This window comes from Tepidibacter formicigenes DSM 15518 (assembly GCF_900142235.1).
GTDB classification, from domain to species: Bacteria; Bacillota; Clostridia; order Peptostreptococcales; family Peptostreptococcaceae; genus Tepidibacter; species Tepidibacter formicigenes.
Genome location: NZ_FRAE01000014.1, coordinates 25,481 through 50,598 on the forward strand (window position 1 = coordinate 25,481; position 25,118 = coordinate 50,598).

Genomic DNA, 25,118 nt, shown 5'->3' on the forward strand with positions numbered 1-25,118 from the left:
ATGATAAAAAAATTATTAAATAAAGAAAAAGAATATGCTAAAGTTTCTGTAAACAAAAACTTTAAAAATAAAAGTGTAGATGATAAATTTTGGATAAAATGTACTTCTTGTGGTAGTAATATTTTTAAAAAAGAAGTAGAAGAAAATTTAAATATCTGTCCAAAATGCAATTATCATTTTAAACTACCAGCAAGAGAAAGGGTAAATTTATTAATTGACGAAGGAACATTTGTAGAAATTGATGCCGATTTAACTTCTATAAATATACTTGATTTTCCTGAATACGAAGAAAAATTAAGTAAATACAGTGCTAAAAGCAAAGAAAAAGAAGCTGTAATTACTGGATATGGAAAAATTAATGATATTGAAGTAGCTTTATGTGTTATGAACCCAGATTTTATGATGGGAAGCATGGGATTTATAGTAGGAGAAAAAATAACTAAAGGTATAGAATATGCAATAGAAAATAAACTTCCTATTATTATAGTTTGTGCATCAGGTGGAGCTAGAATGCAGGAAGGAATAATATCCTTAATGCAAATGGCAAAAACTTCTCAAGCTTTGAAAAAGCTTAGTGAAAATAATTTACCTTATATATCTATACTTACAGATCCAACAACAGGAGGAGTTACTGCTAGTTTTGCTATGTTAGGAGATTTAATTATATCAGAACCCAATGCTCTTATAGGATTTGCTGGCCCTAGAGTTATTAAGCAAACAATAAAGCAGGATCTTCCTGAAGGATTTCAAAGATCAGAATTTTTACTTGACCATGGTTTTGTAGATTTAATCGTCAATAGAAAAGATATGAAAAATAAACTTTATAAAATATTAAAAATTCATGGATGTTAGGAGGGCTGATTATGAGTAGTAATTTACAAATAGATAAGCCCATTATAGAGCTTGAAAATAAAATTGAAGAATTTAAAAAAATGTCAAAAGAAAGTAATATAGACTTGTCAATAGAAATAAAAATGTTAAGTGAAAAATTAAGCAAATTAAAGAAAGAAGTATATGAAAACTTAACGCCATGGCAAAAGGTAGGCTTAAGTAGAGCTAGTGATAGACCAACAACAAAAGATTATATAGAAAATATATGTAGTGAATTTATAGAACTTCATGGAGATAGATTATATAAAGATGATAAAGCAATAATTGGTGGTATAGGATTTATAGATAATACTCCTGTTACTATAATAGGACATCAAAAGGGAAAAGATGTAAAAGAGAATATAGAAAGAAATTTTGGAATGCCTCATCCAGAAGGGTATAGAAAGGCTCTAAGACTTATGAAGCAAGCTGAAAAATTCAACAGACCTATAATAACATTTATAGATACTCCAGGTGCATTTTGTGGACTTGGAGCAGAAGAAAGAGGTCAAGGAGAAGCTATAGCTAAAAACTTATTTGAAATGAGTGGTTTAAAGATTCCTATAATATCAATTGTTATAGGAGAAGGAGGAAGTGGAGGAGCTTTAGGTCTTGGAGTATCAAATAAGGTAGCGATGCTTGAACATTCCATTTACTCAGTTATATCTCCAGAAGGTCTTGCCAGTATATTATGGAAGGATGCATCTAAAGCTAGTGAAGTTGCAAATATAATGAAGCTTACAAGCAGTGATCTATATGAATTAAAAGTTATAGATAAAATTATTAAAGAGCCTCTAGGGGGAGCTCAAAAAGATATAAAATTTACATCTAAAAATATAAAAGAATATATATTAGAAGAAATTCAATACTTCCAAAATAAAAAAATAGAAGATATTATTTCTGAAAGATATAATAAATTTAGAAAAATTGGATATAATTTATAAATAAAAAAGAGGGTTTGTACATAAAACGTAGAATATTATATATACGTAAAAATCCTAACTTAAATGCACAAGGAAATATAATAATAACTAAAGGGGGCATAGAAATGGAAGTATTAAAGGTTTCATCAAAATCTAATCCAAATTCTGTTGCAGGAGCTTTAGCAGGAGTTTTAAGGGAAAAAGGATCAGCAGAAATTCAAGCTATAGGAGCAGGGGCTTTAAATCAAGCTGTTAAAGCAGTAGCTATAGCTAGAGGTTTTGTTGCACCAAGTGGTATGGATTTAATATGCATACCTGCTTTTACTGATGTTGAGATTGACGGAGAAGAAAGAACAGCTATAAAACTTATAGTAGAGCCAAGATAATAAAAAAAGGACCTCGTTTGAGGTTCTTTTAATTTTGAGCTTTAAACATTTGAAGCATTAACATTACTTGCTCCATAGTAATTCCATACTGATCTAATAAATTATTAATTATAGGATAAAATTCTTTCATAAGCTCATCTTTGTTTTCTTTTACCAATTTCTCTACAGAAGGAATTATTTCCTTTATAAATTCTATTTTTTCTTTTTCTGATAAAGAGTCAAATTTTTGAGCAAGTTCATTCATTTTGCAATTACCTCCTTTTAATATTCACTGTTATATTATACAAAAAAATTATGTTTTTGCAAACAGTAAAAATAGCAGCCTGATAGGCTACTTTATTTCTTCAATATATACTAAAAGAAAAGGATTTCCTTGAATTCAAGAAAATCCTTTTCTTTTAGTATATAAGCATTTCTATCTTTGAGCTTCAAACTGTCTTAAAAGTTTAACAAACAATTCAGGAACTTTTGCCATATTTTCAGGAGTGTCTACGAATGAAATTCTAAATTGTGTGTTTCCTGGATTTTTGTCACCTTCTTTAACATTATAGAATCCTTTCATCGGTGCTGCAAGAAGTGTTGTTTCAATTCCATCGATGTTAACAGACCCTTTCTGTGCGCAGTAAGAAACAAAGTCAATTGCATCAAATCCAGGTTTTACCACATTTCTAACGTCAATTACTGTATATATGGATGCGTCAGGGCTAGAAACGATTAAACCAGGTTCCAGCTTCTTAAGACCGTTATATACATTCAATATTAGTTTTTTGTAGTACTCTCTAATATTCTTGCACCATTGGGCAATTTGTTCCTTGCTTTCATGTGCAAGTGCACCAAATATATACTGACCTATTACATTAGCACAAAGGTTTGCAGTATATTCAGCTACAGAACGGTTGTTGAACTCAGCATTGTCCGTAATCAAAGCACCGATTCTTAAACCACAGGCATTCCATACCTTTGAAGCAGTTTCTATACTGATTCTTCTTCCTTCGATTCCAGGTACATCTGCGTCAGTAACTCCCCAGATGCTCACAAGATTGCTGCCTTCTTCATAGAAGAGTTCACGATAAGCTTCATCACTTGCCATCCATATGTTATATTTAACACATAATTTAGCTAGTTCTTTAAGTGTTTCATAATTGTAGTACTGTCCTGTAGGATTGTCATAAGGTATAACTAGAAGAGCTCCAGGATTATGCATTTTAATTGCTTCTTCGATTTCATTTAGTTCTGGAAGGCTAAACTTGCCATCTTCACCTAAATTACGCTTTACTGTAACTATTTTACGTCCAAGCCTTTCTGCAAAAGAAATATAATTGGTATAGGCAGGATCAATCACCATAAGGGGTTTGTCACTAGTACCTGCGGCACCACAAACACCGATTAACAATAATTCCATAGCACTAGATCCGCCATCTGTTACTTGAATGAATAATTTACTTGTATCGAAACCTTCGCAATTAAGGATGTTTCTAAATGCATCCTGACACTCTTGAGTTCCAGCAGTAGTTGAATATCTAACAACACCATTTGCAAATGGGCTCTCAGGGGCACCAAGTTCAAACATTCTTTTTTGCATAGCAGGATTTGTAGGTAGTGAAACATTACCAATTCCTACATTGATTACAGCTTCGGGTTTTACTTTACGTTCCTCGTATTTCATTTGTGCTAGTCTGACAGCTGATGGTGTTCTTGATTTAAAGTGATCTGATAGAATTGGTTTACTCATCGATAACACTCCTTCTCTTACAAAGTATTTTTTTTAATTTGTAATTTTTTCCTATGTATTTTAAATTTACAATTAAATCATAACATAAAATGCCTTAAAAATCATTAATAAATATACAATAAACAGAAAAATTAAAAATTTAAAATAATTCAAAATTCAACTTTTGCATAAAAGTTAATTAATATTTAAAAAATATTAAATTTTGGTAGATTACATATTTTATGACTGGTATATTAAATATTAAATTGTTAAAATAAGAAGTGTAAATATAAATTAAAGGAGCTGATATTTTGAAAAATTTAGTTAGTACCCACTGGCTTAAAAGCAACATTGATAATGAAAATTTAGTTATAGTAGATTGTAGATTTGACTTACAGACTCCATCTTATGGAAGAGACAGTTATAACAAAGGGCATATAAAAGGTGCTTTTTATATGGATATGAATGAAGATTTAGCAGGAGAAGTAAAAGATCATGGAGGAAGACATCCCCTTCCAGATTTAAATGAGTTTAAAGAAAAAATAGAAAATATGGGAATAGGAAATGATACTATAGTTGTAGCTTATGATGATGGAGAAATAGCAGGAGCATCGCGTTTTTGGTGGATTTTAAAGTATTTAGGGCATGAAAAAGTATACATATTAAATGGTGGTATTAAAAAATGGATAGAAAGAAATTATCCTTTAACTAAAGATATACCTAATAAAAATAAAAAAGAATTTAAAATAAATTTAAATGAAGAAATAATTGCATATATGTTAGAAGTTAAAGAAAGGAAAGATGAAGAAAGTGTAGCTATTTTAGACTCTAGGTCAAATGAAAGATATAAAGGAGAAGTAGAGCCTATAGATAAAGTAGCTGGACATATACCAGGAGCTAAAAATTATTTTTGGATGGAAGTTTTAGAAAATGATGAATTAAAGGAAAATGAAAAATTAAAGAATCATTTTAAGGACTTGGAAAAATATAAAGAAGTAATAGTCCACTGTGGGTCAGGAATTACAGGATGTGTAAACTTTTTAGCACTTGATGAAATAGGTATAAAATCTAAACTGTATTTAGGTTCTTGGAGCGATTGGATAAGTTATGATGAAAATGAAATAGCAATAGGAGAAAAATAAGGTAAAGAAATTTTTTCTTTACCTTATTTTTATTTTATTAATTGTACATAATAAAATATATGATTAATTAGAGGTGAAAATATGAATGAGTCTCTTACAAATAGACAAATAGCTTTTGTTATATTTGGAGTAATAGTAGGGTATGGAATTATGTCTCTTCCTAAAAATATTGCTGAAAATATAGGAACAGGAGCTTGGATTGTTTTAATAGGTGCAACAGGTATAGCTGTTATATTTACATATGTATTTACATATCTAGCATATATTCATAAAAATAAAACTCTTTGTGAATATAGCGAAATATTAACAGGAAAATTTATATCAAGATTAATAGTATTTATATATACTGTAGAGTTTTTTTTATTTTCTTCATTAGTAATCAGAGCAGCTTCTGAAGTAATTAAATTGAATATATTATTAAAAACACCTATTTGGTCAATATCCTTATTATTCTTTATAGTTATATACTATGCTGTAATAAAAGGATTAAGAGTAGTTGGAAGAATTTGCGAATTATATGGATTTGTAATTATTATAATTATGTTATTTACACATATTCTTTTATTTACTCAAGGAGAATTAATAAATTTAAAGCCTTTTATTCTTCCATTAAGTATAAAAACATATATTAAAGCATCTGTAACAACTGTAATTCCTCTTTTGGGAATAGAAGTTATTGCTTTTATTCCTTTTGATAAAAATAATAATAAAAAAGTATTTAAATATGGAATCTTAATGACAATATTTATAGGTTTTTTATATATACTTGTAGTTGAATCGTGTATATCTGTAATGGGAGTTGATACAATTATAAACTATCATAATGCATTGCTTGCAACTATAAGAAGAGTTGACATAGAACAGCTTCAATTTTTTAGAAGGTTAGATGGATTTGTTTTATTAATATGGATAATGGCTGTATTTACAACAGCTACTTTATTTTCATATGGAACATCTTTTTTTGCTAGTAAATGTTTTAATGTTGAATTTAAAATTATCACACCAATTGTAATAATTTTATCATTTATAGTATCTTTAATTCCAAAAACCACTATGGAAGTAAGAAATATATTAGATTATATAGGATATTTAGCAATAATTAATGGAGGAGTAATACCATTAATATTATTAATAATAACAAAGGTGAGACGGTATGATAAAAAAATTTAATAAATTAATATTATTATCTATGGTTATATTAATACTTACTAGTTGCTGGGATTATAAGGATATAGATCAAAAATGTATAGTTCAATCTGTTGGAATAGATAGAGTTGATGGAAAAATTGAATTTTCTGGAGAAATAACACAAATTAGATCATCTAAAGGAGGTGGAGGAGCAACAACAGAAAAAGCTCAAGTAAGTAGTGTTTATAAGCTTTTATCTTATGGGAAAAACTTTGAAGAAGCCAGAATAAATTACGATTCAGTAAATCCATTTCCTGTATTTTTAGGAGCAATAAGAATAGTTGCTTTTGGACGAGATTTTGCGAAAGAAGGAATAGAACCTTATTTAAATAGAATTGATAAATTTTATGATTACAGGAAAACAGCACTTGCTGTTGTAAGTCGTGAAAAACCAAGAAAGTTATTTGCTTTTCCTGTTGATAAAGATATATCTATGGGATTTTTGATTGAAGATATTTTAAGAAGCTTGGAAGAAAAGGGAATGGGATTACATGAAAGCATTGGAGAGATACTTTCTTATGTAGCATTAGAGGAGGTTGGATATTTACTTCCTTATGTTGGAATAGAAGAAGAAAGTGTACAATATTTAGGCCTTGCAGTAATGAAAGATTCAAAACTAATAGGTGTTATACCTCAAGAAAGTAGTGAAGGAATATTATATTTACTTAGCAATAAACCTAGATTAACTGAGGTTATAACTTTGCCTAATGAAAAAGAAAATAAATATACTGTAATAACTTCTCTTAAAAAAAGAAAAATAAAAACAGAGTATAAAAATAGTAGAGTTATAATAAATATCGATTTAGATTTAGGAGCTCAATTACAATATCAATATTATACTTCTTCAATAAGTAATAAAAAAATAAAAATTATAGAAAATAAACTTTCACAAAAAATAAAAAGGGATATTATAAACAATACTAAAACATCTCAAAAGGAATTTAAGTGTGATTATTTTCAGTTTGCAAAATATTTTAAAGCTGATAATCCCAAAATATATAAGAATATAAATTGGAAAGAAGAATATATAAATTCAGATATAAATGTAGATGTTAAAGTAGAAATTAAAAATTTAGGTTTTATAGATCCAAATGCAAAACCTAAATATTAAAAGGTGAGTAATATGAATTTAAAAAAAAATAATAAATTTATTAATGTTATAGAAGATATAACAAAGAAAAATTTAGGAATAAATTTAAGAAAATTATTTGTTATGAATATAGAAATATATATAGTCTATATTTCTCAAATTATAGATAAAGATAAACTATCTAATAGCATTATAAAGCCAATTTTGAAGTACGATAAAGATGATAATATAAATATAGATAAAATAGCTCATTCTATTATTTATGTAGAAGATATCTCTATAGATAATGATGAAAATAATATTTTAAGTTCTATTTTAGAAGGTAAATCTGTTATTATATCAAATAATGACGATAATTATTTAATAGCAAATACTACAAAAGTAGAAAAAAGAGAAATTAGTTTACCGGAAATTGAAAATACATTAAGAGGTCCTAAAGATGCATTTACTGAAAATTTTGATGCTAATTTATCATTAATTAGATATAGAATAAGAGATGAAAACTTAAAAATAGATAATTTTAAGATAGGGAAAAGAACTAAAACTAACATTGGAGTAATATATATTGATGATATAGCTAACAAAAATTATGTAAGCGAAATAAAAAATAGACTACAAAAAATAAATATAGATGGAATAGTTGAATCTGGGTATATTGAAAAGTTTATATTAAATAATGCTTTAGATATATTTCCTCAAGTTGGTCTTATAGAAAGATCTGATATGGCTGCTACAGCAATATTAGAAGGAAAAGTTTGCATAATTGTTGAGGGAAGCAATATTGCCTTATCTACTCCTAAAACTTTTATGGAGTTTTTAGGTTCTGGTGATGATAGATATGATAACACGTATATATCTGTATTTTCGAAAGTTTTGAGAATAGTATCTTTTAATATAGCACTTACATTATCTTCAATATATGTTGCAATTATATCTTTTCATACAGATGTCTTACCAGAACAATATATTTTAGCTTTAGCAATGGCAAGAGAAACAGTTCCTTTTAATGCTGTATCAGAAACATTAATAATGGAGGGAATATCAGAAATACTAAAAGAAGCTAATATAAGACTTCCAAAGCAAATTGGTTCAGCAATAGGAATTGTAGGAACTATAGTAATAGGTCAAGCTGCTGTTTCAGCAGGACTTGTTAGTCCGCTTATGGTTATAATAGTATCTCTTTCTACTATGTGTTCTTTTGTAGCGCCTGATTATACAATTATGAATCCAATTAGAGTATTAAAATTTTTTATGATTATAATAACAAGCATATTTGGATTATTTGGATTTGTTATGGGTTATACACTTATTATAATAAATTTAATTTCAACAACAAGCTTTGGAATACCGTACCTTGCACCTATTGCTCCATTTAATTTTAGTGATTTTAAAAATTATATTTTAGATAATATAACTTTAGCTAAAGAAAGACCTAGATTTTTAAGAACTAAAGATAAAACAAGACAATAAGTTAAAAACCTCATTTTTATGAGGTTTTTAGTATCCTTCTTCTTGTCTTTGATGATTTATATTATTTTTATGAAGATAAGATTTTTCAATTTCTTTAGGTGAAAAATCAAGTTGTTTTCCAAGATATAAAAATTTAGAAAACATATCTATATAATTTTCTTTTAAAAGAACATTTTTAAATAAAGAAATTGAATCAAAGAATTCCAAAAAGCTTTTTGTTAGAGTTTCATTTTTATTATTTATTGATAATTCATCAATAGTTATATCGTCAAAATTCAAATCAAGACCAATTGATAATATAAAATGAAGGCAATCTACAAATTCTTCAAGTATTATATCTTTAGGAGAAGGTTCTTTTAAACTCCAAAATTTAAAGCATCTAGTTTCATTAGCAAGCTCACCAACTTCTACTTGAAGAGCAAGTATTTTATGTGAAGTTAGATTTTCGCTTATAAGGTTGTGATTTTTAGCTATTTTTTCATCTAGTTTTTTTTGAAGATTATATAATTTATTAAGATTCATCTTAATCCCCTTTCTTTTATAAATATTTAAAAAGTAATTCTCACATAAATTATTATATAATATAAATTAAATGAATAATAGTTTTGAAAAAAATTATATACTTTAAGATAAAATTAAAAGTCACTTATTTTTTAGATAAGTGATTTTTATATTTTGAGGAATAATAAATATTTTAATTTAATAAGTATGAAGATAGGGATTTTTTTATTTGTTATTAAAGGGGAGATCGTGATGAATAAGAAGATAATAAAAATAACATTACTTATGATATTAATCGTTGTTGGAATTACTGAATTTCGTATTATGATTGTAAACTCTATTAAAACTAATGGTAGTTTTCTTAATAAATTAACAGATAATACAGAGTTAGTATGGAATGGACCTAGAGACAAAAAAGTAATAGCACTAACATTTGATGATGGACCTCATCCTAGAATTACACCTAAAATATTAGATTTATTAAAAAAATATGATGTTAAAGCTACTTTTTTTGTTCTTGGAAAACACGTACAGTTTTATCCAGAACCATTAAAAAGAATAAAAGAAGAAGGTCATGAAATAGGAAATCATACCTTTAGTCACATAGATGTAAAAAACACAAGTGAAAAGAAAATACAAGAAGAATTTGAAAAAACTCAAGATGAAGTTTTTTCTGTAATTGGTGAAAAGCCAACTGTATTTAGACCTCCTTTTGGTTATTATAATAAAGCAGTTAAAAAAGTCGCCAAAAAGTATGGAGTTAAGATTATATTATGGTCAACTAGTCAAGACACAAAAGACTGGAGTAATCCAGGTGTTGAAAAGATAGTTAGAACTGTTCTTAATAATATATGTAATGGAGATATTATTTTACTTCATGATTATGTTGAAGGACGTAGTCAAACGTATGAAGCATTAAAAGTAATTTTACCTGAACTTAAAGAAAGAGGATATAAATTTGTAACAATTTCACAGCTTATAGATATGAATAATAATGAGAATATAAAGCTAGAGATGGTTGAAGATTAAAATAGAATACTATGAGACTTTTGTTTATAAAAAATGAAAATAAATGTTGAATTGTGTATATTATAATGCTATAATCTAGGTAAACGTTTTAGTAAAACGTTTACCTAATGGGAGGTGTATAATGGGTATCACAATAAAAGATATAGCAAAATTTGCTGGAGTATCTGCGACAACGGTATCAAAAATAATAAATAATAAGGATGAAAATATAAGTGATGCTACAAGACAAAGAGTACTAGATTTAATGAAAGAATATAATTATGTACCTAATAAAATAGCTAAAAGTTTAGTAACTAAGAAAACAAATACTATTGGTCTTGTAATACCAGATATAAGAAACCCTTTTTTCCCTGAGCTTGCAAGAGGAGCTGAAGATAGGGCTAATGAAAAAGGTTATAATATAATATTTTGCAATACAGATGATGATGCTGAGAAGGAAGAAAAATATATAAATATGTTAGTTGAAAAAATGGTAGATGGAATTGTGTTTACAGCATCTTCTAGAAGAGGTAGTGAATTTAATAAAGGAAATAAGTTTTCTGTTCCTATAGTTGTAGTTGATAGAGATATAGATATAGAAGGAATAAAAGGTAAAGTAACTGTAGACAACTTTATAGGAGGGTATCAAGGAACTAAACATCTGCTTGATTTAGGGCATAGAGAAATCCTTTTCTTATCAGGGCCTTTAAAAAGTAAAACTTCTATAAATAGATTAGAAGGATATAAAAAAGCTTTAAAAGAGTTTAATGTAGATTTTGATGAAGAATATGTTATAGAAGGAAATTACAAAAGTCAGTGGGGATATGAAGCAGTAAAAAATATAGGTAATAAAATTAAATATACTGCATTGTTTTGTGGAAATGATTTAATTGCAATAGGAGCAATTAAAGCTTTAAAGGAAATGAAACTTAAGGTACCAGATGATGTTAGCATTGTGGGATTTGATGATATATATATGTCAAGTCTTATTGATCCAGAACTTACTACAATAAGACAACCAAATTACGAAATGGGATATAAAGCTATAGATATACTTATAGATGCACTTGAAAATAAAGAAAAGAATGTAAAAAAAATAGATTTAATCCCACAGCTTATAATTAGAAAATCTACTTTAAAGAGGTGAAATATATGAAAAAAATTGCTGTTATAGGAAGCTTAAATATGGATTTAGTAGTTAATGTTGAAAAAATGCCTAAAGTAGGACAAACGGTAATAGGTTCAAATTTTAAGGAAGTTCCAGGTGGTAAAGGTGCAAATCAAGCTGTTGCCATGGCAAGGCTTGGAGGAAAAGTATATATGATAGGAAAAGTTGGGAATGATGGATTTGGGAAAACATTAATAGACTCACTCAAAAAAGATGAGATAAATGTAGATTATATAAAAAAAGAAGAAAATACACCAACAGGAGTTGCTTTAATTACAGTAAATAAAGATGCAGATAATTCTATTGTAGTTGCTCCAGGTGCAAACTATAAATTATCTAAAGAAGATATAGATGATAGTATTAAAGTGTTAGAAGAATGCAGTATTGTAGTACTTCAATTAGAAACACCTATTGATACAGTAAAATATGTACTTGAAAAATCTAAATCCTTAAATAAATATACTATACTAAACCCAGCTCCAGCAATTAAATTAGAAGACGAAATAATAAAACATGTAGATCTTTTAACTCCTAATGAGACAGAACTTGAAATATTAAGTGGAGTTGAAATAAAAAAAGAAGAAGATATATTAATTGCAGCAAAAGTATTAATAGATAAAGGAGTTAAAGAACTTATAGTTACTCTAGGAGAAAAAGGATCTTTATATATAAATAAAGATACTTATAAAATGCATAAATCTTACAAAGTAAAAGCAGTAGATACAACAGCAGCAGGAGATAGCTTTACAGGTGCAATTGCAGTAGCATTAGTAAATAAAAAAAATATTGAAGAATCTATTGATTTTGCATCAAAAGTTGGGGCTCTTAGTGTTACTAAAGAAGGAGCACAAAGTTCTCTACCATATCTTAAAGAAGTTATAGATTTTAAGGGGGAGTAGATTATGAAAAAAGGAAAGCTTATAAATAGTGAAATATCTCATGTGATTTCTAAAATGGGACATACTGATATGTTGACTATATGTGATAGTGGGCTTCCAATTCCTAAAAATGCACAAAGAATAGATTTAGCATTAAAAGAAGGAGTACCTTCATTTATAGAAACTTTAGACACTGTATTAGAAGAATTAAAAGTAGAAGAGGTTGTTATAGCCTGTGAAATTGAAGATATAAGTCCTAATTTATATGAAAAAATAGTTAAAAGATTTAAAGATATAAAAATAACAAAAGTAGCTCATGAAGAATTTAAAAATTTAACAAAAGAATCTATGGCTGTAGTTAGAACTGGAGAATTTACACCTTATGCTAACATAATATTAAAATCTGGCGTAGTATTTTAAGAGGTGAATTACATGAAAAAACCTATTTTAGAGATGCAAGACATAATAAAAGTATTTCCAGGGGTAAGAGCTTTAGATGGTGTAAATTTAAAGCTTTATACTGGAAAAGTAATGGCACTACTTGGTGAAAATGGAGCTGGTAAATCAACGCTAATGAAGATATTAAGTGGTGTGTATAAAAAAGATGGCGGAGAAATTTATTACGAAGGTGAAAAAATTGAATTAAAAGGACCTAAAGAAGCACAGGAAAAAGGAATAGCAATAATACATCAAGAGCTAAACTTGATTCCTCACTTGACTATAGGAGAAAATATATTTTTAGGTAGAGAGCCTATAAACTCTTTTGGAAAAATAGATTGGTCAAAGCTTTATAAAGATTCTGAAAACCTTTTAAAGAAACTAAGAGTAGATAAAAGTCCTAAAGAGCTTTTAGGGAATTTAAGTATTGGTCAGCAGCAAATGGTTGAAATAGCTAAAGCACTTTCTTTAAATGCAAAAATAATAATAATGGATGAGCCTACAGATGCTTTAACAGATAAGGAAACTGAAAGTTTATTTAAAGTAATAAATGAACTTAAAAATGAAGACAAGGCAATCGTTTACATTTCTCATAGATTAAAAGAAATATTTGAAATATGTGATGATATTACAGTTTTAAGAGATGGAAAATATATAGGTTGTGAAAAAGTATCTAACTTAGATGAAGATAAAATAATTGAAATGATGGTAGGTAGAAAGCTTACAGATCAGTTTCCTAGGATAAATGTTTCAAAAGGAGATATAGTAATTGATGTAAAAAATATTACAAATAAGTACGTTAAAAACATATCTTTTCATGTGAAAAAAGGAGAAATACTTGGAATTGCAGGGCTTATGGGGGCTGGAAGAACAGAACTTGCTAAAACCTTGTATGGTGCTATAAAGAAAGATAGTGGAGAGGTATATATAAATAATAAAAAGGTAAATATAAAATCTCCAAAAGATGGAATAAATGAAGGAATAGCTTATGTATGTGAAGACAGAAAATCAGAAGGATTAATATTGGGACTTTCTGTAAAGGAAAATATGACTATATCTTCTTTAGACAAGCATTCTAGTTTGTTAAAAATATATAAGTCTAAAGAAGAAGGGGAAGTGGATAATTATATAGATAAAATGTCTATAAAAACTCCTGGAATGAATCAAATTATTAAAAATTTAAGTGGTGGAAATCAGCAAAAAGTTGCTATAGCAAAAGCTATTATGACAGACCCAAAAGTTTTAATACTTGATGAACCCACTAGAGGAGTAGATGTAGGAGCCAAAAAAGAAATTTATGATCTTATAAATATATTAAAAGAGCAAGGAAAAGCAATCATCATGATTTCCTCTGAAATGCCTGAGGTTTTAGGAATGAGTGATAGAATTATTGTACTTTATGAAGGAAAAATAACTGGAGAATTTGATATGGCTGATGCAACTCAAGAAAAGATAATGAGAAGTGCAGTAGGAATGAAGGAGGATTAATGATGGATAAAAATAAACTAATGAAATTTAAATCAATAATAGGACTTATTATTTTTTCGGTTATAATTTCATTTTTAAGCCCAAGGTTTTTAACATTACCAAATATGTTAAATGTATTTAGGCAGACTTCTATAAATGCTGTAATTGCAGCAGGTATGACTTTTGTAATATTAACTGGAGGAATAGATCTTTCTGTTGGTTCTGTACTTGCATTTTCAGGAGCTATATGTGCAAGCTTAATAGCATCAGGTACTAATGTAGTTATTGCTATAATATTAGCTTTAATAATAGGAGGAATTGTTGGAGCAATAAGTGGGGTAATAATAAGCAAGGGAAAAATTCAGCCATTTATTGCAACTCTTGCAACAATGACAATACTTAGAGGAGCTACATTAGTTTTTACTGATGGTAAGCCAATTAGCTTAGGTAGTAACAAAGGCGCTATAGCTTTTTCAAAAATAGGAGCTGGTGAGATTCTAGGAATACCAGTACCTGTATATTTAATGATTTTAGTATTTGCTCTATGCTATTATGTATTGACTCAAACAAGAATTGGTAGATATGTATATGCATTAGGAGGAAATGAAGAAGCTTCAAGACTTTCAGGCCTTAACACAACTAGAATAAAGGTATATGTTTATACAATAAGTGGAATACTTGCATCAGTAGCAGGAATAATAGTTACATCAAGACTTTTCTCTGCTCAGCCAAATGCTGGTTCGGGGTATGAATTAGATGCAATTGCGGCAGTAGTTTTAGGAGGAACAAGTCTTGCTGGAGGTCAAGGAAGTATACTTGGAACAATTGTTGGAGCACTTATTATAGGAATTTTAAATAACGCACTTAATCTTTTAAGTGTACCATCTTATTATCAAATGATTGCAAAAGGTGTAGTAATATTAATAGCTGTACTTTTAGACAGAAAATCAAAGTAGATATTAAGGCAAATGCCTTTATATAAATTAAAATTAAAGTGGGAGGTTTAAAAATGAAAAAATTACTTTCAATTTTACTTGTTGGAATGTTAGTTGTAGGATTGCTTGCTGGCTGTGCTAAAACACAAAATAATGCAGCTCAAGAAGGAAGTAAAAAAGTAGGTTTAATATTATCAACATTAAACAATCCATTCTTTGTAACATTAAAAGAAGGAGCAGAGGCTAAGGCAAAAGAACTAGGTTATGAACTTGTTATACTTGATTCTCAAAATGATCCATCTAAAGAAATTGCTAATATGGAAGACTTAACTACAAGAGGAGTATCTTTAATAATAATAAATCCAGTGGATTCAGATGCAGTAGTAAGTGCTATTAATACTGCAAATAGTGCTAATATACCTGTTATAACATTAGACAGAGCTGCTAATGGAGGAAAAGTGGTAACTCACATAGCTTCCGATAACGTAGCTGGTGGAAAAATGGCAGGTGAATATATAATAGATAAATTAGGTGGCAAAGGTAAAATGGTAGAGCTTGAAGGAATACCAGGAGCTTCTGCTACAAGAGATAGAGGACAAGGATTTAACGATTCTATAAAAAATAGTGAAATAGAAGTTGTAGCAAGACAAGCAGCAGACTTTGATAGAACAAAAGGGCTTTCTGTTATGGAAAATATTTTACAAGCTCAACCTGAAATAGATGCTGTATTTGCTCATAATGATGAAATGGCATTAGGTGCTCTTAAAGCAATTGAAGCATCTGGAAGAGAAATTATGGTTGTAGGATTTGATGCAACAGATGATGCTGTAAAAGCTGTAAATGAAGGAAAAATGGCTGCAACAGTTGCTCAACAGCCAGATAAAATAGGTTCTTTAGGTGTAGAATATGCAGATAAAGTATTAAAAGGTAAAAGCGTAGAAAAGTTTATACCAGTTGAATTAAAATTAGTAACTAAAGAATAGAATTAGGAAGGCTAAATGCCTTCTTTTACTATTTTTCGCTATATTTTTTGTTTTTTGTGCAAATAAAATAATATAATAAATCCAATAATTATAAAAGCTAATGTTAATATAGCTTGTATTAATAAGCTCATAATCAATCCTCCTGTATAATTTTTTGAAATTTGTTTAATATTATTAGTATGATATAAAATAAAATATTTTATCCGAAAGAAGGAAAGAAAATGAAAGTAATAATCGAAATAATATTACAAACTCTTTTGGCGTTTTTTGCCATTCTATTTATTACACGTATTTTAGGTCGTCAACAGTTGGCACAACTTACTATGTTTGAATATATTAATGGGATAACGTTCGGATCAATTGCTGCAACTTTAGCAACAGATATGAACCAGAGGACATGGCACCATCTAATTGGTCTAATTTTATTTGGGATGTTAACTTATTTGATGTCTTATATTTGCTTGAAAAGTAGAAAAGCAGCAAAAGTAATTGAAGGAGAACCAGTAATTGTTATACAAGATGGGCGTATTTTAGAAAAAAACTTAATGAGATTTCGATATACCGTAGATGAATTAATGTATTTACTAAGGGCTAAAGATGTTTTTGATATAAATATTGTAAAATATGGAATTTTAGAAACGCCAGGAGATTTAAGTGTTGTTAAGATAGCACAGGAGGAAAATGTAAAAATTTCAGATTTACATATTAAAGGTAAACAAGGTGATATACCTACAGAGGTAATTGTCACAGGGAATATTATATATGAAAACTTGAGCAAGAGGAATGTAACAGTGAAATGGTTAATAAGCCAACTTAAGATGATGGGAGTAAAGGATATAAAAGATGTATTTTATGCTACTATTGATAAAGATAAGCGTATTTATATTGATAAAATTGAAGATCATTTCAAATTTCAAAATGAAATAACAGAAGAACAATGATAGAGAAAAACTCAAAAATAGCTATATAAGGAAGGCTCTTAACCTTCCTTTTTGTATTGTACAATATGAAATCCCTCATCTTTTTTCCATTCAGCATATAAAACATCTTTTATTTTATTTACATTGTTAGCATGAAGTTGTTTATTAAGCCATTTTTCATCAAAACCAGAAGCTTTAAGATTATCCCATAAAACTTCTCCATCTAGTATAAAAGTAACAGGTAGATATACAGGTTTTTCTTGCAAATTCAAATCTTTATTTGTTGGATTTTCATATTTTGATTTTTTTAATATACTAACTGAACCGCTTGGTTCTAAAACAGCATATTCAACTTCACGAATAGAAAATACATCTTTTGTTCTTAATAAACTTTGCAATTCATTAATATCTAATTTTTCTTTTTTTAATTGATTAAAATCGATTTGTCCATGTCGAATCAAAATAGACGGATTACCCTCTAAAAAATTCCTTGTTTTTTTAAATTTTTGAGTAACTAATTCAACTATATACATTAAGCATGTCCATAAAAGAATAGCATATAAAATATAGAAGATGTTAATTTTTTCATCATAAATAGCATTTCCTACTAGTTCTCCCAATACTAATGCAGATATAAAATCAAAAGGAGTAATTTGATTTATTTGAGTTTTTCTCAAAAAATAAGTAACTGTAATTAATCCTAAAAAACCAATAGTTAATTCTAAAGTTAAACTTAAAATAAGTGATCCATTCAATTTATTCACCTCATTCTTTATTATGTATAGACTGAAAAAAAATAATGTATATTTTTTAAAACAATTAAAATGGAAATAATTTCATAGATTTGAGTGGTAATATTGTGAATGAATATATGAAATTATTGTAAAAATAAGTATAAAAATAATTTTGAAGTTAGGAGGTTAGTAACAATGACAGTTGGGGCTAAAGTAAAGCAAACTTTGGCTAATTTAAAAGGAACTCAAAGCACTTTAAGATTATATTCAATACAAACTCAGGATAAAAATATAAAAGATGCTTATAAAGAAGCACTGAAAATAACTGATAAAGTTATTCATGATTTAGAAGAAAGGATAAAAGTTTTAGAATTTGAAGAGCCACAATATAAAGGGTATTAGGGAGGAAATATGAAGACTTGGATTCAAATATTATTAAGGTCAATATCTATATTTTTTGTAACTTTAATTTTAGTTAGAATTATGGGAAAAAGACAAGTAGGAAAAACTACACCATTTAATTTTATAAGTTATATTGTTATTGGTATTTTAGTAGCTTTAATTTCAGCAAATATAATTAAAAATTTAGCATTTGGATTTATTGTTTTAGGCGTTTGGGTTTTATTTTCTATAGGACTTGACTATTTATGTTTAAAAAGTAAATTAATTCATGATTGGGTATATGGAAAAGAAACTATTTTAATAAAAAATGGTAAAATTATGGAAGAAAATTTAAATCAAGTAAGATTTACAGGAGAAGAACTTTTAAGGGAACTTAGATCTAAAAATGTCTTTAATTTAATGAATGTTGAATTTGCTGTAATGGAATCAACAGGTGAAGTTAATGTTATGTTAAAATCAGACAAAAAACCTGTTACATCATATGATTTAGGAAAACAAGTATCACCCAAATCTGAACCTGAAACAGTAATCCTAGATGGAAATATAATTGATGAATCCTTAAGTAATATGGGACTTAATAGAGATTGGTTAATATCACAATTAGAAGGAATGGGGGTGTCTATAGATAATGTATTTATCGGACAAGTAGATTCTTCTGGTGATTTATATATAGATCTTTTTGATGACTCAATACAAATTCCTAAGCCTCAAGTTAAAGAATTGATTTATGCTAATCTTGAAAAAGCTCAATCAGATCTTTTAAGCTTTGCATTAGAAACCGAAAATCAGCAAGCAAAAGATGTTTATTTAAATGATGCAAACAAACTTGAAGATATTGTAAAAAAATTAGAACCCTATTTATTACATTAGAAGGTGATTAAAAATGTCAAAAATAAAAAGGAAAAAATTAACTCCTACTCAGCAAGAATATCAAAATTTTGCAAAGGCTAGAGAACCAAAAAGAAAAGTTTTTAGAAACTGTTTTAGAGCATTTATAGCAGGAGGAACTATTTGTGCTATAGGGCAGGGGCTTCAGTGGTTTTTTATAAATTATTTTAATTTTACTGAAAAAACAGCAGGAAATCCGGCTACAGCAGTTTTAATTATTATTTCAGTTTTACTTACTGGATTTGGTGTTTATGATCATATTGCTCAATGGGCTGGAGGAGGAACTATTGTACCTGTTACAGGATTTGCTAATACCATGGCTTCAGCTGCTATTGAACACCGTAGTGAAGGATATGTATTAGGTGTAGGTGGTAATATGTTTAAATTATCAGGGTCTGTAATTGTTTATGGAGTTTTTTCAGCATTTGTAGTTGCTCTTATTAAAATTACTATTAAATGGTTAGGTGTGATGTAAATGCAAAAAGGCCATCAATCATGGGTGTTTAAGTCAAAGCCAGTTATAATTTCATCAGCTGCTGTTGGAGGTCCCTTTGAAGCTAAGGGCAATTTAGCTAATGATTTTGATATTCTTCATGAGGATATATGGCTGGGACAAGACAGCTTTGAAAAAGCAGAGAAAAAATTATTAGAACAAGCTTGTGAAAAAGCAATTCAAAAATATGGCAAGAAAAAAGAAGATGTTCAGTTCTTTATAAGTGGAGATCTTATGAATCAAATTATATCTAGTAGCTTTACTGCTCGTACTCTTGGATGTCCATATTTAGGTATTTTTGGAGCATGCTCTAGTTCAATGGAAGGATTAGCATTAGCTAGTTTATTAATTGATAGTAAAGCTGCTAAATATGTATTAGCTGGAGCATCTAGTCATAATGCAGCAGCTGAAAAACAATTTAGATATCCAACAGAGTATGGATCTCAAAAACCTCCTACTGCTCAATGGACTGTAACAGGAGCAGGAGCAGCTTTATTATCACAGGATGGAGAAGGGCCATGTGTTACATCAGCAACTATAGGAAGAGTAGTAGACATGGGTATTTCTGATCCATTTAATATGGGAGCTGCCATGGCTCCGGCTGCAGTTGATACTATTGAAGCTCATTTTAGAGATTTAAATATTAATCCAACTTACTATGATATTATTGCCACTGGAGATTTAGGTAAAGTTGGACATAGAATTGCAGGAGATTTATTGATTAAACACGGATTTAATATTCCCCCTGAAATATTCACTGATTGTGGAATAATAATATATAAAGATGATCAACCTGTAATGGCAGGTGGTAGTGGATGTGGTTGTTCTGCTACGGTAACTTATGGACACTTTCTAAATCGTATGAGAAAAAAAGAGTTAAAAAGAATATTAATTGTTGCAACAGGTGCATTAATGTCACCTATTTCATATCAGCAAAAAGAAAGTATACCTTGCATAGCTCATGCAGTATCTATAGAAATGTCTTAAAGGGAGGTTTAAATATTGGAGAAATTCATTTGGGCGTTTTTAGTAGGTGGAGGAATATGTGTTGTTGGACAAATTATGATAGATGTATTTAAACTTACTCCTGCTCACACAACAAGTACATTAGTAGTAATTGGAGCAGTACTTGGAGGACTAGGACTGTATGAGCCTTTAATAAAATTTGCTGGAGCAGGGGCTTCTGTTCCAATAACTAGTTTTGGTAATGCACTTGTTAAAGGAGCTTTAGCAGAAGCAAAACAAACAGGGATAATTGGAGTACTAACAGGAATATTTGAAGTTACTAGTGCTGGTATTTCTGCTGCACTAATTTTTGCATTTATGGCGTCTTTAATATTTAAGCCTAAAGGTTAAATGCTTAGTTGGATAATTATTCTATAATTAGATATTTATTATAAAAATATATTTAAAAAAATGGGCAATAATATTTAATGAAGAGATAAAAAGGAGGTTATTTTATTGAGTACAATAAATAAACTAGAACAGGCATTAGCTGGTGCTAAAGGTTTAGCAGCACAATTTAAAACTTTTTCTTTAGATACTGATGATCAAAATGCAAAACAAATGTTTAATCAACTAGCAACAACTACAGAAAACATGGTACAACAAATTCAAGCTAGAGTGGATTTTGTAAAAAGTGAAGAACCTCAATATACACAACAAAAATAATAAAAAAAATCACATTTCTTATAGAGGAATGTGATTTTTTTTACACAAATTTGTAAAAGTTTAATATTATATAGTGAAAACAATATAAAACATTATATTATAATTCAGTAAGATTTAAAACTTAATAAATGAGAGGAGGTAAATAATTGAAAAAAACAAGTAGTATTAAAAATAAAATAATAATATATATTATGTTTTGTGTTTTAATATCTACTACAATAATTGGATATTTAACAATAATTAATAGTATAAATTCTATCAAAAGTGAAGCGCAGGAAAAATTACTAGCAATAACCCAAAATTATACAAATAAATTTGATATAACCCTTGAAGATGTAGAACAATCAGTTAACTATTTAGAATCTAGTTTATTATCTAAATTTGATTTAGAAAAGGCAAAAATGAACCCTAATTATATAGAAGAGTATATAACAAATGTAGAATCAATTGTCAAACAATTTGCACAAAATACTAAAGGAGCCATGGGTGCTTATATAGTTTTAAATCCTAAAATAGCCGGAGGAGGGCAAGGTGTATGGTATGCTGATACAACTAGAAGTGGGCAATTAATAAAACAAACAGTAACTAATATAAATGAGTTTTCAAAAGATGATGATGAACATGTAGGATGGTACTATAAACCCATACAAGAAGGAAAAGGAATATGGTTTGATCCTTATATGAATGAAAATATAAATTTATTTATGGTTTCATATGTAAAGCCTATATATATTGATGATATTTTAATTGGTATAGTAGGTATAGATATAGATTTTAATTATTTTGGAGAATTAGTAAAATCAATTCAAACTTACAAAACAGGTTATGCAGTGTTGTTTGATAAAAATTATAATTTTTTAGTACATCCTAATTTAACACAAAAAGATAATTTAGCAAGTATAGATAATGGGAAATTAAAAGATTTAGCAAATGCCATGGAAAGCAAAAATAAAGGAATAAGTGAGTATAAATATAAAGATATTGATAAAATGTTGACATATATGAAAACATCTAATGGCTTTACACTTGCACTTACTGTACCTAAATCTGAAGTTTTTGAGAAAATTGAAAAGTTAATATTTTGGATAATGTGTGTTATTTTATTAGTGTTAGTAGTATTTGCTATAGCATCCTTATTTATAGGAAATCGAATTTCAAAACCTATTATAGTTTTAACTGATGTTATAAGTAAAACTGGAAATCTTGACTTATCATATGACAAATCTTATGAACTACTCTTAAATAATAAAGATGAAATAGGCATAATGGGAAAGGCAGTATTAAATATGAGAAATTCATTAAGAAAAATAGTAAAGGATATACAAAATAATTCAGATAAAATAGATGATACTTCAATGAACTTTTCAAATATAATGAATGAAACTTTATCAGCTATAGAAGATATAGCAAAGGCTACGGATGAATTAGCACAAGGAGCTAGCGAACAGGCAAAAAATGCTGAAGAAGGAGTACGAAAACTAAATGATTTTGCTAAAAAAATAGACAATGCAGTTGAAAATTCTAATATTATAAAAGAAAATAGTGATAAAATAATTGAGGCTAGTAAAAAAGGAATAAACTCTATAATTGAACTTGAAAAAGCATTTAAAGAAAATAAAGATATTGCACAAAAAATAGGATTAAAAATAAATTCATTAGAAAAGAATTCAAGTTCTATAAGTAAAATAATAGAAACTATAAAGTCTATAGCTGACCAGACAAATTTATTAGCTTTAAATGCAGCAATAGAAGCTGCAAGAGCAGGAGAACAAGGTAGAGGTTTTGCAGTTGTAGCAGAGGAAATACGAAAATTAGCATATGAAGTTACTTTAAATTCAAAGGAAATAGAAAGCACAATAAGTGATATTCAAAAAGAAATTATCAATACAAAGTCAGATATGGATATTGCAGAAAAAATTGTACAAAAAACTAATGAAGAGTTAGTAAATACAAGTAATAGTTTTGATGACATAGATAAAGCTGTTAATTATATGGTTGAAAGTATTAAAATAATTATTGAAAATATTGAAAATATAAATGAAGATAAAAATAATGTAGTTTTTTATATAGAAGAAATATCAGCAATTATACAAGAATCTGCTGCATCTACTCAACAAGTTTTTGCATCTATTGAAGAACAAACATTATCTATAGAAGAAATATCTAATGGAGCAGATAAATTAAAAGAAATAGTAGAGAAATTAAAAGAAACTGTAGATAAGTTTAAAATTTAGATAAAATAAAACTGGTTAGATTATAATTTAACCAGTTTTATTTTTTGAATAGAAAATCAAGATGGTTAAATACTACTAATATAATTTCATATTATTATAAAATGGAGGAAATAAAATGATTATTGGAGTTTTAAAAGAAATTAAACCAGGTGAATCGAGAGTTATAATGACTCCAACAGAAGTAGCAGATTTAGTTTCATGTGGTCATAAAGTGTTAATTCAAAAGGGAGCAGGAAGTAAAGCTGGATTCGAAGATAAAGATTATATAAATGTAGGAGGAGATATAATAGAATCTAGAGAAGAAGTTTATGAAAAAAGTGAAATGATATTAAAAGTGAAAGAAATATTTCCCGAGGAATATAATTTATTAAAAGAAAATCAAATAATATTTACTTGCATTCATCCTGCCGCAAACAAAGAAGAAGTAGATGCGCTTCTTAAAAAGAAAGTAATAGCATTTACTGCTGAAGATACTCATAGATATGGATCTCCTAACGCAGAAGTAGCTGGGAAATTAGGCGCTTTAATGGGAGCATATCATTTATTGAGTATTAATGGAGGTATGGGAAAGTTAGTGTGTCCAATAGCAGGGTCAGAGGGAGCAAATGTATTAATAATAGGTACAGGAATAGTTGGAAAAGGTGCAACACAAGTTTTATCCTCCTTGGGAGCAAAAATAACTTTAATGGGTATTAATATGGGAGAGTTAAGATATTGTCAGGAAGTATTTTCCAATAATGTTCATACAGTTTTTTCAAATAAACATACTATTAATAAGCTTCTTCCAAATATGGATATAGTTATTAACTGTGTAAAATGGCCTAAACATAGAAAAGATCATTTAATAACAAAAGATATGTTAAAGCTAATGAAAAAAGGATCTGTTATTGTAGATATAAGTGCAGACGTAGGAGGTGCTATTCAAACTTATAGACCAACAACACATGATGATCCAACCTATATTGTAGATGGAGTAATTCATTATGGGGTTGATAATATACCAGGGGCGGCACCATATACTACATCTATTGCTTATGCAGCATCTGTTTTTCCACATATAAAATCAATTGCAAATAACGGAATAGTAAAAGCTTGTATAAGAGATGGTTATTTAAGGAGGAGCTTAACAACATATAAAGGAATACTTACACATGAAGAAACTAGTGTAATTCAAAATAGGGAGTTCAAGACTCCAGAAGAGGTATTAGGACTTTTGAATGAAGAATATAAATAAATAACTAAAAGCAACTAAAACCATAAATTTGAAGGAATAAAAAATAGGAAATATCCAAGAATATTTCCTATTTTTTTATATTAAGTAGGAAATTATAAAATTTCAAAATCTGTGGAAAACTTGCTAAAATATATGTATAAGTATTGAAAAAAGAGAGATGAAGAGATGACTAAAGTAACATTAAAAAAAATATTGCAAGATAATTGGCAAAACTTTTTAAAGAAAAAAATTAAAAGAATTCCGAAGGTAATAAGGGCAGATGTTATAGAAACAGTTGAAAAAGCAATGGACTGTGGGAGGCTAGAAAAGGGATATACAGAGTATATGTGTTTAGAATGCATGGAAAGTAAGAGAGTAGGCTTTACATGTAAAAGTAAATTTTGC

At 28.2% G+C, this 25,118-nt stretch carries 28 protein-coding genes; 24 read left to right on the forward strand and 4 right to left on the reverse strand.

All coding sequences use genetic code 11. The features are described from left to right. From accD to BUA77_RS04255, 3 genes are all read left to right on the forward strand, one after another. Positions 1-852 (forward strand): acetyl-CoA carboxylase, carboxyltransferase subunit beta, encoded by an 852-nt coding sequence (gene accD / locus BUA77_RS04245; protein WP_072887638.1) that lies wholly within the window; start codon positions 1-3, stop codon positions 850-852. An 11-nt stretch (positions 853-863) separates the two neighbouring features. Beyond that, positions 864-1,814, forward strand: a complete 951-nt coding sequence (locus tag BUA77_RS04250) for an acetyl-CoA carboxylase carboxyltransferase subunit alpha (RefSeq protein ID WP_072887640.1) — start codon at positions 864-866, stop codon at positions 1,812-1,814. A 104-nt stretch (positions 1,815-1,918) separates the two neighbouring features. Next, positions 1,919-2,179, forward strand: coding sequence for a stage V sporulation protein S (locus BUA77_RS04255; protein ID WP_072726131.1), 261 nt, complete (start codon positions 1,919-1,921; stop codon positions 2,177-2,179). Positions 2,180-2,207: 28 nt separating this feature from the next. On the opposite strand, the gene BUA77_RS04260 is transcribed toward BUA77_RS04255, so the two are convergent. Together BUA77_RS04260 and BUA77_RS04265 are read right to left on the reverse strand one after the other, a co-directional pair. Then, complete coding sequence (locus BUA77_RS04260; RefSeq protein WP_072887642.1) at positions 2,208-2,423, reverse strand: hypothetical protein; 216 nt, start codon at positions 2,421-2,423, stop codon at positions 2,208-2,210. Between the two features lie 171 nt (positions 2,424-2,594). Then, complete coding sequence (locus BUA77_RS04265; protein WP_072887644.1) at positions 2,595-3,911, reverse strand: pyridoxal phosphate-dependent aminotransferase; 1,317 nt, start codon at positions 3,909-3,911, stop codon at positions 2,595-2,597. A gap of 290 nt (positions 3,912-4,201) precedes the next feature. On the opposite strand from BUA77_RS04265, the gene BUA77_RS04270 reads away from it, so the two are divergent. The 4 genes from BUA77_RS04270 to BUA77_RS04285 all read left to right on the forward strand — a co-directional run bounded on the left by BUA77_RS04270 (position 4,202) and on the right by BUA77_RS04285 (position 8,780). Beyond that, positions 4,202-5,032, forward strand: a complete 831-nt coding sequence (locus BUA77_RS04270) for a sulfurtransferase (RefSeq protein WP_072887647.1) — start codon at positions 4,202-4,204, stop codon at positions 5,030-5,032. An 81-nt stretch (positions 5,033-5,113) separates the two neighbouring features. Then, complete coding sequence (locus BUA77_RS04275) at positions 5,114-6,202, forward strand: GerAB/ArcD/ProY family transporter (protein ID WP_072887649.1); 1,089 nt, start codon at positions 5,114-5,116, stop codon at positions 6,200-6,202. After that, the gene (locus BUA77_RS04280; protein ID WP_072887651.1) at positions 6,186-7,331 is read left to right on the forward strand and encodes a Ger(x)C family spore germination protein; all 1,146 of its coding nucleotides are present in this window, start codon (positions 6,186-6,188) and stop codon (positions 7,329-7,331) included. Before BUA77_RS04275 ends, BUA77_RS04280 begins: the two co-directional genes overlap by 17 nt. A 12-nt stretch (positions 7,332-7,343) precedes the next feature. Then, positions 7,344-8,780 (forward strand): spore germination protein, encoded by a 1,437-nt coding sequence (locus tag BUA77_RS04285; protein WP_072887652.1) that lies wholly within the window; start codon positions 7,344-7,346, stop codon positions 8,778-8,780. A gap of 27 nt (positions 8,781-8,807) precedes the next feature. Here the strand turns inward: BUA77_RS04285 and BUA77_RS04290 are convergent, their stop codons facing one another. Further along, entirely contained in the window at positions 8,808-9,302 is a 495-nt protein-coding gene (locus BUA77_RS04290) for a dUTP diphosphatase (RefSeq protein ID WP_072887653.1), read from the reverse strand. A 231-nt stretch (positions 9,303-9,533) separates the two neighbouring features. Here BUA77_RS04290 and BUA77_RS04295 point away from each other — a divergent pair, with 231 nt between their 5' ends. The 8 genes from BUA77_RS04295 to BUA77_RS04330 all read left to right on the forward strand — a co-directional run bounded on the left by BUA77_RS04295 (position 9,534) and on the right by BUA77_RS04330 (position 17,099). After that, complete coding sequence (locus tag BUA77_RS04295; RefSeq protein WP_072887654.1) at positions 9,534-10,310, forward strand: polysaccharide deacetylase family protein; 777 nt, start codon at positions 9,534-9,536, stop codon at positions 10,308-10,310. Between the two features lie 121 nt (positions 10,311-10,431). Continuing rightward, complete coding sequence (locus tag BUA77_RS04300; RefSeq protein ID WP_072887655.1) at positions 10,432-11,436, forward strand: LacI family DNA-binding transcriptional regulator; 1,005 nt, start codon at positions 10,432-10,434, stop codon at positions 11,434-11,436. Positions 11,437-11,441: 5 nt separating this feature from the next. Continuing rightward, on the forward strand, positions 11,442-12,356 hold the full coding sequence (rbsK, locus tag BUA77_RS04305; RefSeq protein WP_072887656.1) for a ribokinase: 915 nt from the start codon (positions 11,442-11,444) through the stop codon (positions 12,354-12,356). 3 nt (positions 12,357-12,359) lie between these two features. Continuing rightward, positions 12,360-12,755: a D-ribose pyranase gene (gene rbsD / locus BUA77_RS04310; protein WP_072887657.1), complete on the forward strand. Its 396-nt coding sequence runs from the start codon at positions 12,360-12,362 to the stop codon at positions 12,753-12,755. 12 nt (positions 12,756-12,767) lie between these two features. Continuing rightward, entirely contained in the window at positions 12,768-14,261 is a 1,494-nt protein-coding gene (gene rbsA, locus BUA77_RS04315) for a ribose ABC transporter ATP-binding protein RbsA (RefSeq protein ID WP_072887659.1), read from the forward strand. A 2-nt stretch (positions 14,262-14,263) separates the two neighbouring features. Further along, complete coding sequence (gene rbsC, locus BUA77_RS04320; protein WP_072887661.1) at positions 14,264-15,196, forward strand: ribose ABC transporter permease; 933 nt, start codon at positions 14,264-14,266, stop codon at positions 15,194-15,196. Between the two features lie 53 nt (positions 15,197-15,249). Further along, positions 15,250-16,158, forward strand: coding sequence for a ribose ABC transporter substrate-binding protein RbsB (gene rbsB, locus BUA77_RS04325; RefSeq protein ID WP_072887663.1), 909 nt, complete (start codon positions 15,250-15,252; stop codon positions 16,156-16,158). Between the two features lie 221 nt (positions 16,159-16,379). After that, entirely contained in the window at positions 16,380-17,099 is a 720-nt protein-coding gene (locus BUA77_RS04330; RefSeq protein ID WP_072887665.1) for a DUF421 domain-containing protein, read from the forward strand. A gap of 38 nt (positions 17,100-17,137) precedes the next feature. Here BUA77_RS04330 and BUA77_RS04335 read toward each other — a convergent pair whose 3' ends face one another. Continuing rightward, positions 17,138-17,833: a DUF421 domain-containing protein gene (locus BUA77_RS04335; protein ID WP_072887667.1), complete on the reverse strand. Its 696-nt coding sequence runs from the start codon at positions 17,831-17,833 to the stop codon at positions 17,138-17,140. Between the two features lie 174 nt (positions 17,834-18,007). On the opposite strand from BUA77_RS04335, the gene BUA77_RS04340 reads away from it, so the two are divergent. From BUA77_RS04340 to BUA77_RS04380, 9 genes are all read left to right on the forward strand, one after another. Beyond that, the gene (locus BUA77_RS04340; RefSeq protein WP_072887669.1) at positions 18,008-18,214 is read left to right on the forward strand and encodes a DUF1657 domain-containing protein; all 207 of its coding nucleotides are present in this window, start codon (positions 18,008-18,010) and stop codon (positions 18,212-18,214) included. Positions 18,215-18,223: 9 nt separating this feature from the next. Further along, positions 18,224-19,084: a DUF421 domain-containing protein gene (locus tag BUA77_RS04345; protein ID WP_072887671.1), complete on the forward strand. Its 861-nt coding sequence runs from the start codon at positions 18,224-18,226 to the stop codon at positions 19,082-19,084. 13 nt (positions 19,085-19,097) lie between these two features. Then, positions 19,098-19,577, forward strand: coding sequence for a stage V sporulation protein AC (spoVAC, locus tag BUA77_RS04350; protein WP_072887673.1), 480 nt, complete (start codon positions 19,098-19,100; stop codon positions 19,575-19,577). Then, positions 19,578-20,582: a stage V sporulation protein AD gene (gene spoVAD, locus BUA77_RS04355; protein ID WP_072887675.1), complete on the forward strand. Its 1,005-nt coding sequence runs from the start codon at positions 19,578-19,580 to the stop codon at positions 20,580-20,582. Positions 20,583-20,597: 15 nt separating this feature from the next. Further along, entirely contained in the window at positions 20,598-20,951 is a 354-nt protein-coding gene (gene spoVAE, locus BUA77_RS04360) for a stage V sporulation protein AE (protein WP_072887677.1), read from the forward strand. Between the two features lie 105 nt (positions 20,952-21,056). Then, on the forward strand, positions 21,057-21,266 hold the full coding sequence (locus BUA77_RS04365) for a DUF1657 domain-containing protein (RefSeq protein ID WP_072887679.1): 210 nt from the start codon (positions 21,057-21,059) through the stop codon (positions 21,264-21,266). A gap of 146 nt (positions 21,267-21,412) precedes the next feature. Further along, complete coding sequence (locus tag BUA77_RS04370) at positions 21,413-23,500, forward strand: methyl-accepting chemotaxis protein (RefSeq protein ID WP_072887681.1); 2,088 nt, start codon at positions 21,413-21,415, stop codon at positions 23,498-23,500. Positions 23,501-23,615: 115 nt separating this feature from the next. Further along, positions 23,616-24,734, forward strand: a complete 1,119-nt coding sequence (locus tag BUA77_RS04375) for an alanine dehydrogenase (RefSeq protein ID WP_072887684.1) — start codon at positions 23,616-23,618, stop codon at positions 24,732-24,734. A 165-nt stretch (positions 24,735-24,899) separates the two neighbouring features. After that, on the forward strand, positions 24,900-25,118 hold a 219-nt coding region (locus tag BUA77_RS04380), incomplete at its 3' end, for a transposase zinc-binding domain-containing protein (RefSeq protein WP_200773918.1).